Annotated in this window: 7 protein-coding genes; 6 read left to right on the forward strand and 1 reads right to left on the reverse strand. The window is 47.6% G+C overall.

Features of this window, described 5'->3' with window-relative positions; genetic code table 11:
• Positions 1 to 314 precede the first annotated feature (314 nt).
• From V5298_RS13295 to V5298_RS13320, 6 genes are all read left to right on the forward strand, one after another.
• On the forward strand, positions 315 to 1,610 hold the full coding sequence (locus V5298_RS13295) for a GntP family permease (protein WP_332931933.1): 1,296 nt from the start codon (positions 315 to 317) through the stop codon (positions 1,608 to 1,610).
• A gap of 7 nt (positions 1,611 to 1,617) precedes the next feature.
• A complete protein-coding gene (locus V5298_RS13300; RefSeq protein ID WP_332931934.1) occupies positions 1,618 to 2,808 on the forward strand; it encodes an E22 family MetX-like putative esterase in 1,191 nt (396 codons plus the stop codon).
• A 9-nt stretch (positions 2,809 to 2,817) separates the two neighbouring features.
• Positions 2,818 to 3,816: a PHB depolymerase family esterase gene (locus V5298_RS13305; protein ID WP_332931935.1), complete on the forward strand. Its 999-nt coding sequence runs from the start codon at positions 2,818 to 2,820 to the stop codon at positions 3,814 to 3,816.
• A gap of 8 nt (positions 3,817 to 3,824) precedes the next feature.
• A complete protein-coding gene (locus V5298_RS13310) occupies positions 3,825 to 4,589 on the forward strand; it encodes a 3-hydroxybutyrate dehydrogenase (RefSeq protein ID WP_332931936.1) in 765 nt (254 codons plus the stop codon).
• Between the two features lie 71 nt (positions 4,590 to 4,660).
• Positions 4,661 to 5,536 carry an NAD(+) kinase gene (gene nadK / locus V5298_RS13315; protein WP_332931937.1) on the forward strand — a complete coding sequence of 292 codons (876 nt, stop codon included), beginning with the start codon at positions 4,661 to 4,663 and terminating at the stop codon, positions 5,534 to 5,536.
• A gap of 127 nt (positions 5,537 to 5,663) precedes the next feature.
• Positions 5,664 to 6,011 carry a carboxymuconolactone decarboxylase family protein gene (locus V5298_RS13320; protein WP_332931938.1) on the forward strand — a complete coding sequence of 116 codons (348 nt, stop codon included), beginning with the start codon at positions 5,664 to 5,666 and terminating at the stop codon, positions 6,009 to 6,011.
• A gap of 47 nt (positions 6,012 to 6,058) precedes the next feature.
• Here V5298_RS13320 and V5298_RS13325 read toward each other — a convergent pair.
• Positions 6,059 to 8,492, reverse strand: a 2,434-nt coding sequence (locus V5298_RS13325; RefSeq protein WP_332931939.1) for an HAD-IC family P-type ATPase, incomplete at its 5' end; no start/stop codon positions are given.

Here is an 8,492-nt window from a genome sequence, read left to right on the forward strand (position 1 = left end):
GTCGGCGGCGTTTTCGTTATTCGTATTATCTTGTGCCATGACTGCGGGTGCGCCAAAACAGGCTGCGGTGACGGCCAGCGAGCACAGGGTGCGAGCAAAGCGACTTACGGTTTTTTGTGTGTCTTTCATTATTGTGTCCCTATTCTTATCCACATTCGAATTCAATCTGAAGGTGCGGTCGTTATTTACTGTAGGTGAAAAGTGCTCGCAGGTAAGTAGTACCATCGTACTATGGGCAACAACCTGATTTACGGCCACAATCTATCCAATTCCTGAAGCGTCTGCGGTCACAGAATGTCGGTAAGGAATCCTATATGATTAGTATGTTTGGTCTCACTGGCGGGCTTGCGTTACTCATAATTCTCACCATCCGTGGTATGAATTTGTTTATCGCCGCGCCGCTTTGCGCACTCATTGTCGCTGTTAGCAGCAACATTCCCTTAATTAGTGGTGAAGAAAGTTTTGTTACGCTCTACATGAGTGGATTTTCTGGGTTTATTGCCGCCTGGTTTTTTATGTTTTTACTCGGCGCAATATTCGGGAAGTTCATGGAAGATACCGGTGCGGCTGATTCGGTCGCCCGTTGGATCATCGATAAATTGGGCTTTAAACAAGCCGTGCTTGCGGTGGTGTTGGCTTGTGCCATCCTCACCTATGGTGGTGTCAGTTTGTTTGTGGTTGCGTTTTCCGTCTACCCCATGGCACTCAGTCTGTTTAAAGATGCTAACCTGCCACGTCGGTTTATCCCGGCAACCCTGGCCTTTGGTTCGGTAACTTTTACCATGACCTCCGCCGGTTCACCAGAAATCCAAAACTGGATCCCCATCAAGTACTTAGGCACTTCGCCTTTTGCCGCTTGGGAAGTCAGTTTAGTGGTGGCTGTTTTTATGGCAACCTTTGGTTACTGGTGGCTAAAACGTATGATTGGTCGAGCGGTGAAAAATGGCGAACAATTTGACGTTCGCGCTGAAGATCCCAAAGTGGCCGTCCGCGACTATCCCCATCCCATCACCGGTATATTGCCGTTAATCATCGTGCTTGCACTGTCGTTTTATTTACATGACAGTATGGCGCAGTTAGCCTTGATTGTGGCCTTATCTGGAGGCGTGTTAAGCTTAATGATCATAAACTTCCAGCATTTTCATAATTTGTCAGCCGCCGTCAATGCGGGCACCACAGGCGCCCTTGTGGCAATCGGTAATACCGCTGCAGTGGTGGGTTTTGGTTCTATTGCCAAACATACTGACGCTTTCCAGCAAACCGTGGAAATTATGACCCAGATACCGGGCAATGAATTAATCGGTGCCGCCATTGCGGTAAGTGTCATTGCAGGCTTAACCGGCTCGGCTTCCGGGGGACAGGCAATCGTATTACCACTGGTGGGACCCCATTATGTGGATCAGGGTGTGCAACCCGAGCAGCTTCATCGTATTGTATCAATTTCATCCGGTGCGTTGGACTCTCTTCCCCACAATGGGTACGTTGTCACCACCATACGGGCAATCTGCAAAGAAACCCACAAAGCGGCATACCCGGCCATGGCCGCATTAACCGTGGTGGTACCGTTAATCGGTTTATGTATTGCCATTGCACTGTTTAGTCTTTTTTGAGGTTAAAATGAAAAAAATAATACTGACCATCCTGTGTTGTTTGTTTTTCAGTTTTTCTTATGCCAATGACACCCGTGATGTATTGCTTACACAAAAACGGAGTTTTCAGCTTCCTCAGTTCAAAACCTTTGGCGGGGAAGTGATTGCAGAGGTTAACGTAGGTTGGGAAAGCTACGGTACACTCAATGAGCTCAAAGATAATGTGGTCTTAATTACCCATTATTTTTCCGGTAACTCCCATGCGGCTGGAAAATATCATAAAGACGACAGTCAGGCGGGTTACTGGGATAGCCTTATTGGCCCTGGAAAAGCCATCGACACGAACCACTTTTATGTCATCAGCGTGGATTCTCTTGCTAACTTGGGTGCCTACAACCCCAATGTGATCACCACAGGCCCGTCATCCATTAACCCTAAAACACAAAAGCCCTATGGCCTTGATTTTCCGGTGGTAACCATACGGGACTTTGTGAATGTGCAAAAAGCACTGCTTGAGAGCTTAGGCATAACCTCTTTACATGCGGTTGTCGGTCCGTCTATGGGATCCATGCAGGCCATTGAATGGGCTTCAGCCTACCCAAACTGGGTGCCGCGGATGATAGCCGTGATCCCAGCAGCACAAAGTGATGCCTGGACCACCGCAGCACTAGAGCAATGGGCCATGCCAATTCGGCTAGATGCAAACTGGAACAATGGCGATTATTATCAAAGTACGCCGCCAATTGAAGGGCTAACCGCGGCCTTGATGCTTATCACACAGCAGGCCCTTTCACCGACGTTTTTTAACCAACAAGGGGCGCAGGTAGGTTATGTGCCTTTGGAAAGCGGCCCACTTCACGACATTCGCCAAACTCACAGCATCGTAAAATGGCTGTATAACCGCGCAAAAAGTCGTGCCAGTCAGATGGATGCCAACAACCTGCTGTATTTGGTTAGAGCCTGCCAACTATTTGTCGCAGGGCATCAAGGTTCGCTGCAAAATGGACTCAAGAACATTAAAGGGAAAACACTGTTTATCCCGGCACAAAGCGATTTATTATTAATGCCCTATATGGCCGAATTGTCCCAGAACCTTTTGCAAGAACAGGGCAACAACACCGCTATCTCGCCACTGGACGGACAATCCGGTCATCTGGAAGGGATATTGAATATTCAAGAAAAAGCGAACCGTATTCGCCAATTTCTGGAACAAGACTAAGAGAGACTTATGAACAAGTTTATTACGGGTTTGCTCACCCCTATTCTGGCGATTGCGCCTATTACCGCCACCTTTGCCCAAACTCCACCATTAAAACTCGACGTGGAGAAGATCACCGTTTCCGGCTTATCGTCCGGCGGCTACATGGCGAATCAAATGCACATTGCCTATAGTGACTGGATTTCCGGTGTGGGCATTATTGCCGCAGGCCCCTATTATTGTGCCAAAGGCGATATCACCACGGCACTAAACCAGTGTGTGGATAAAGAAGATCCGCCCATTGATCTAACAGCGCTCAATGCCGTGGCTGAAAAACAGGCACAACAAAAGGCTATCGCCCCTTTATCCAACCTAAAAGATGACAAGGTTTGGCTGTTTCATGGTACCCGCGATACCCGGGTTTCAGCGCAAGCAACGGATAAACTGGCGCAGCAATATACCCAGTGGGTAGGATCAGAGAACATTAAGTATATTAATGACAAGCCTGTGGCCCATTTATTTCCTACCGTTAAAAATGGTAGTCCCTGCATGTCCTCAGAAGCGCCGTTTATCGGCCAATGTGACTATGATGCCGCAGGCGACATGTTGTCGTTTTTATTAGACGATGTAAAACCTGCCACTGACACTACAAATGGGCGTATTATCAGTTATAACCAAAAAGCATTGGCCGGAAAAGACGCCGATACGCTGGCAGACAAAGGCTATGCCTATGTGCCTAAACAATGTGAACAAGGTGAAACATGCCACGTTCATGTGAGTTTTCACGGTTGCAATCAATACGCCGAGGCTGTGGACATGGCCTACGTGGAACAAACAGGGCTCAACAACTGGGCAGACGCAAATAATTTAGTAGTGATTTACCCACAAACAAGAAAATCCTTGTTTATGCCACTCAATCCACAAGGATGCTGGGATTGGTGGGGATACACAGGTGAAGATTATGCCACCCGTGACGGTAAACAACTCAAAGCAGTACGAAAAATTGTTCTTGGATTAGCATCAAATTAGGATTAATCATGGCTTTAAATATTTTTGTAACTGGCGGAGCCAGCGGTATTGGATTTGGCATTGCCGACGCCCTTGCACAAGAGGGTCATCACCTTATCATTGCCGACATTAATATGGATGCCGCCAATCGCGCGGCAGAAATCATCAACGACAACGGTGGTAGCGCACAAGCGATAAAAGTGAACGTCTGTGACGCCGCTGAAGTGGCTGCCCTACCACAACAGTTAAAAGGCATCACCGTTGATGTTCTGATCAACAATGCGGGTATTCAACATGTATCAAATATTGAAGATTTTCCAGCAGAAAAATGGCAACAGCTAATTAATATCATGCTAGTTGGGCCTGCATTACTGACCCAAGCGTTCTTACCCGGTATGCGACAAAATAATTTTGGCCGCATCATTAATGTGGGCTCGATTCACTCGTTAGTGGCCTCCCCCTTTAAATCTGCTTATGTGGCAGCAAAACACGGACTTTTAGGGTTTGCCAAAACCATTGCCCTTGAAACCGGTGATTGCGATGTCACCATCAACACGCTTTGCCCGGCCTATGTAAAAACCCCGTTGGTGGAAAAACAAATCGCCGCTCAAGCGAAGGAAAATGGTTTAACCGAAGAGGAAGTGGTGAACGAGATCATGCTTAAACCCATGCCGAAAAAAGCCTTTATTTCGGTGGAAGAATTAGCAGACAGTGCAAAATTTCTGCTCAGCCACGGCGCCCGTAATATTACCGGTCAAACCATCGTCCTTGACGGTGGCTGGGTGGCCAGATAGCACTTTCATTTATAATAATACCTATGCTAATGTCCGAAAATAACTAATCCCAAGCAGGCCTTAGCCAGCATATGACATATAAAACAGTAGGATTGATAGGCAAAGCAGATCATATAGGCACTCACGATAGCCTTATCCAAATTGCGGCGTATTTAAAGCAGCGGGGCTGTGAAGTTCTGGTGGAAGAGTCCGTGGTCAAGAATATGAAAAATTGCCCCTACCCTTCCGCCAACATAGTTACCATTGGCAAAGACGCCGATTTAGCCGTGGTTATTGGTGGCGATGGCAGTATGCTTGGTGCAGCCCGGGTTCTGGCTCGTTTCGATATTCATGTGGTGGGGGTTAACCGAGGCAATTTGGGGTTTCTCACTGATATTCACCCTGATCAAATCGAAGAACAGTTAGATCTTATCTTCGCCGGTGATACGGTGGAGGAAGAGCGCTTTTTACTTGAAGTGTGCGTTTATCGTTACGAAAAACTCAAAAGCAGTAACGCCGCCATGAACGAAGTGGTATTACACCACGGAAAAGTGGCCCATATGATGGAATTTGAAGTTTATATTGATAACCAATTTGTCTTCAGCCAGCGTTCTGATGGTCTAATCGTGGCTACACCAACAGGTTCAACGGCGTATTCTTTATCTGCCGGTGGCCCCATCATCGTTCCTCACCTTGATGCTTTAACATTGGTTCCCATGTTTCCGCATACTTTAAGCAGTCGCCCCATTGTGGTGAATGCCAAAAGCACCATCTCTATGCGGGTATCCAAAGTCAACAGCGACAGTTTACAGGTCAGTTGCGACAGCCACATTGTGCTGCCGGTACTGCCCGGTGATGAAATCCGTGTTCATAAAAGTAACGATACCCTTCGACTTGTGCATCCTAAAGGCTACAGCTATTTCAACGTTTTACGGAATAAATTAAGCTGGGGCAGCAAGCTATATTAAATCAGGCATGGGTTTCGCCTGTATACCGGGTTTTATTGATCTAGACTAATTTGCTTTTTTATTGGCTGTGATATTAATAATGCAGCATACGTCTATTGCGTTTGCATATTTATTTTTGGAGCTGACTATGAGTAAATCCTATCCTGAAATCACCCAGAGCATTTCCTCGAACTTAAAAGCATTACGTACGGATATTAGCGACACCTTACAAGGCTTTTCTGCCATGGCACAGGCGGCAACGAAAAACGGCGCCCTTGATAAAAAAACCAAAGAACTCATTGCCCTGGCTATTGGCGTTTCTGCTCGTTGTGACGGCTGTATTGGCTTTCACGTCAAAGCGCTGGTAGAGCAAGGGGCAAGCAAAGAAGAAATCGAAGAAGCATTGGGCATGGCAATATACATGGGCGGTGGCCCGTCACTGATGTATGCCGCCGATGCCATGCTAGCTTACGAGCAATTCACCCAAAATAGTTAACACCCTGTACTCATACAGCAACCGCTAGGGACGGCATTTGGCCGTCCCTACCTGTGCTTCATTTTTGCCCATATCCAGAAGCGAACAACTTTTTCAGCTTCCAATAACAGATACAAAATACCACCTGTAAGTACAATCAGCAGATTATCTTGTAAGGTAGGTGCTTGGGTGCCAAAAATCTCTTGGAACACGGGAACGTATGAAATGGTCAACTGGGCAAGAATGACAAAGGTTACCGCCCACCAAGCGATTTTAGTACCTTTTAAGCCCATCAAGGTAAACTGTCTTCGATGCATTGCACGAATAAAGAACAGATAAAAGATTTCCAACCCCACCAGCATATTCATAGCTTGGGTACGGGCATACTCCACATCATGCCCTTCTTCCACCGCAAGTTGATAAATGCCAAACACGGCCAGGAAAAATAACGTGCCTACCAACATAATTTGCCAAAGCAATGCCGGTTGAATAAGGGCTTGCCCCCGACGTCGCGGCGGCTTTTTCATGGTATTGCTGTCGGTAGGTTCAAACGCGAGGGCCATGCCCAAGGTCACCGCCGTGATCATATTCACCCACAAAATTTGCACTGGAGTAATGGGATAAGGCAGCCCTGCCACTAAGGCCACGATAATGGTCAAGGCTTCCCCGGCGTTGGTGGGCAGTGTCCAGCTAACCACTTTTTTGATATTGGCATAAACGGTACGTCCCTGCTCCACCGCTGCAGCAATAGACGCAAAGTTATCATCGGCCAGTACCACTTCCGCGGCTTCCTTGGCCGCCTCACTGCCTTTTAAGCCCATTGCAACGCCGGCATCAGCCCGTTTTAACGATGGCGCATCATTCACGCCATCGCCAGTCATCGACACGGTAAGGCCAAGGGATTGCAATGCCATCACCAACCGTAATTTATGTTCGGGGGTGGTTCTGGCAAATACATCGGTTTTCTGTACGGCCTGTTTTAGCTCATCGTCATTCATCTCATTGATTTGCGCCCCCGTTAATACCGTATCGGCATGATGCAAACCGAGCTTTGCACCGATGGCCTGGGCAGTAATGGCATGATCGCCGGTTATCATTTTGACCTGTATGTGTGCACCCTGACATTGTTTAACCGCCTCGATGGCTTCCTGGCGCGGCGGATCAATCAGGCCAACTAACCCTAACAAACATACGCCCTGGTCTAAATCTGACACCGCCATGGTAGTATGGTTATCAGCAAGGCTTTTATGAGCAATGGCCAGCACCCGTAACCCCTGCTTGGCCATACTTTCTGCTTTTTGGTGCCAAAAGCTGGCATCAAGGTTCTCTCTCCCGCCACGGGTATGCTGAGTGTCACACTTATTGATAAGGACTTCCGGGGCACCTTTAACAAAAATGGCATTGTGATGGACATGATCATGATTCAGCGTTGCCATGTATTGAGTATCTGAATCAAAGGGAAGCACATCAGTGCGCGACCAGTGCTTTCGATAGTCAGCCGCTTCATCAAAGGCCACTTTTTGCGAAAAACTCAGTAACGCCGCTTCCATGGGATCACCTTCTGCAACCCATTCTCCTTTGTTATTGTTTATCTCTGCGTCATTACACAAGGCACAAGCAGCCGCAATATCATTAAGTAACGGGTGATGTTCGGTAAGCCGCTTATGGTTAATCCAGATCGTCCCTTCGGGTTCATAACCCTCCCCATCCACGGAGAAAATATCATCGGCGGTATGAACACAGGACACCAGCATTTCATTGCGGGTAAAGGTACCAGTTTTATCCGAGCAAATGACAGAAACCGAGCCCAAAGTTTCGATGGCCGGTAATACCCGCACGATGGCATTGCGTTTTGCCATAGCCTGCACACCCACCGCGAGCGTAATAGTTAACACCGCAGGCAAACCTTCAGGGATGGCAGCAACGGACAACCCCACCACCGCCAAAAACAGATCAGTGAACGGCTGATCGAGAATAAATGTGCCCACAACCAGCAAAAGAACGGCGATAATTAGAATAAATACGGTGATCCATTTCGCCAGCACATCCATCTGCGCCACCAAGGGGGTAGTCAGTTTTTGCACATCCGATAACATGCCCCCTATTTGACCGATTTCAGTATTGGCTCCCGTGGCAACCACCACGCCCATTCCCTGTCCGGCGGTCACAGTAGTGCCGCTAAACGCCATACAATTTCGATCGCCTAAGGCAGTGTCTGATTCCACTTTTTGGGTATTTTTTTCTACCGGTAATGATTCACCGGTCAATAAGCTTTCCTGAATAAAAAGACTGTGGGCTTTTATAATTCGAATATCGGCGGGCACTTTATCCCCCGCTTCCAGCATTACGATATCTCCAGGTACAAGATCTTCGCCATCAATGGTTTGTCGTCGCCCATTACGATAAACGGCGGCTTTCAACGCCAGCATTTGGCGTATAGAATCCATGGCTTTTTCTGCCTTTCCTTCCTGGATCACGCCGATTACTGCATTAACCACCACC

It is taken from the genome of Alteromonas sp. 14N.309.X.WAT.G.H12 (assembly GCF_036697315.1).
Lineage (GTDB): Bacteria > Pseudomonadota > Gammaproteobacteria > Enterobacterales > Alteromonadaceae > Alteromonas.

Coding starts and splice junctions, on each gene's coding strand:
- V5298_RS13305 (WP_332931935.1), top strand. CDS start 2,818: ATGAACAAGTTTATTACGGGTTTGCTCACCCCTATTCTGGCGATTGCG.
- V5298_RS13310 (WP_332931936.1), top strand. CDS start 3,825: ATGGCTTTAAATATTTTTGTAACTGGCGGAGCCAGCGGTATTGGATTT.
- nadK (WP_332931937.1), top strand. CDS start 4,661: ATGACATATAAAACAGTAGGATTGATAGGCAAAGCAGATCATATAGGC.
- V5298_RS13295 (WP_332931933.1), top strand. CDS start 315: ATGATTAGTATGTTTGGTCTCACTGGCGGGCTTGCGTTACTCATAATT.
- V5298_RS13320 (WP_332931938.1), top strand. CDS start 5,664: ATGAGTAAATCCTATCCTGAAATCACCCAGAGCATTTCCTCGAACTTA.
- V5298_RS13300 (WP_332931934.1), top strand. CDS start 1,618: ATGAAAAAAATAATACTGACCATCCTGTGTTGTTTGTTTTTCAGTTTT.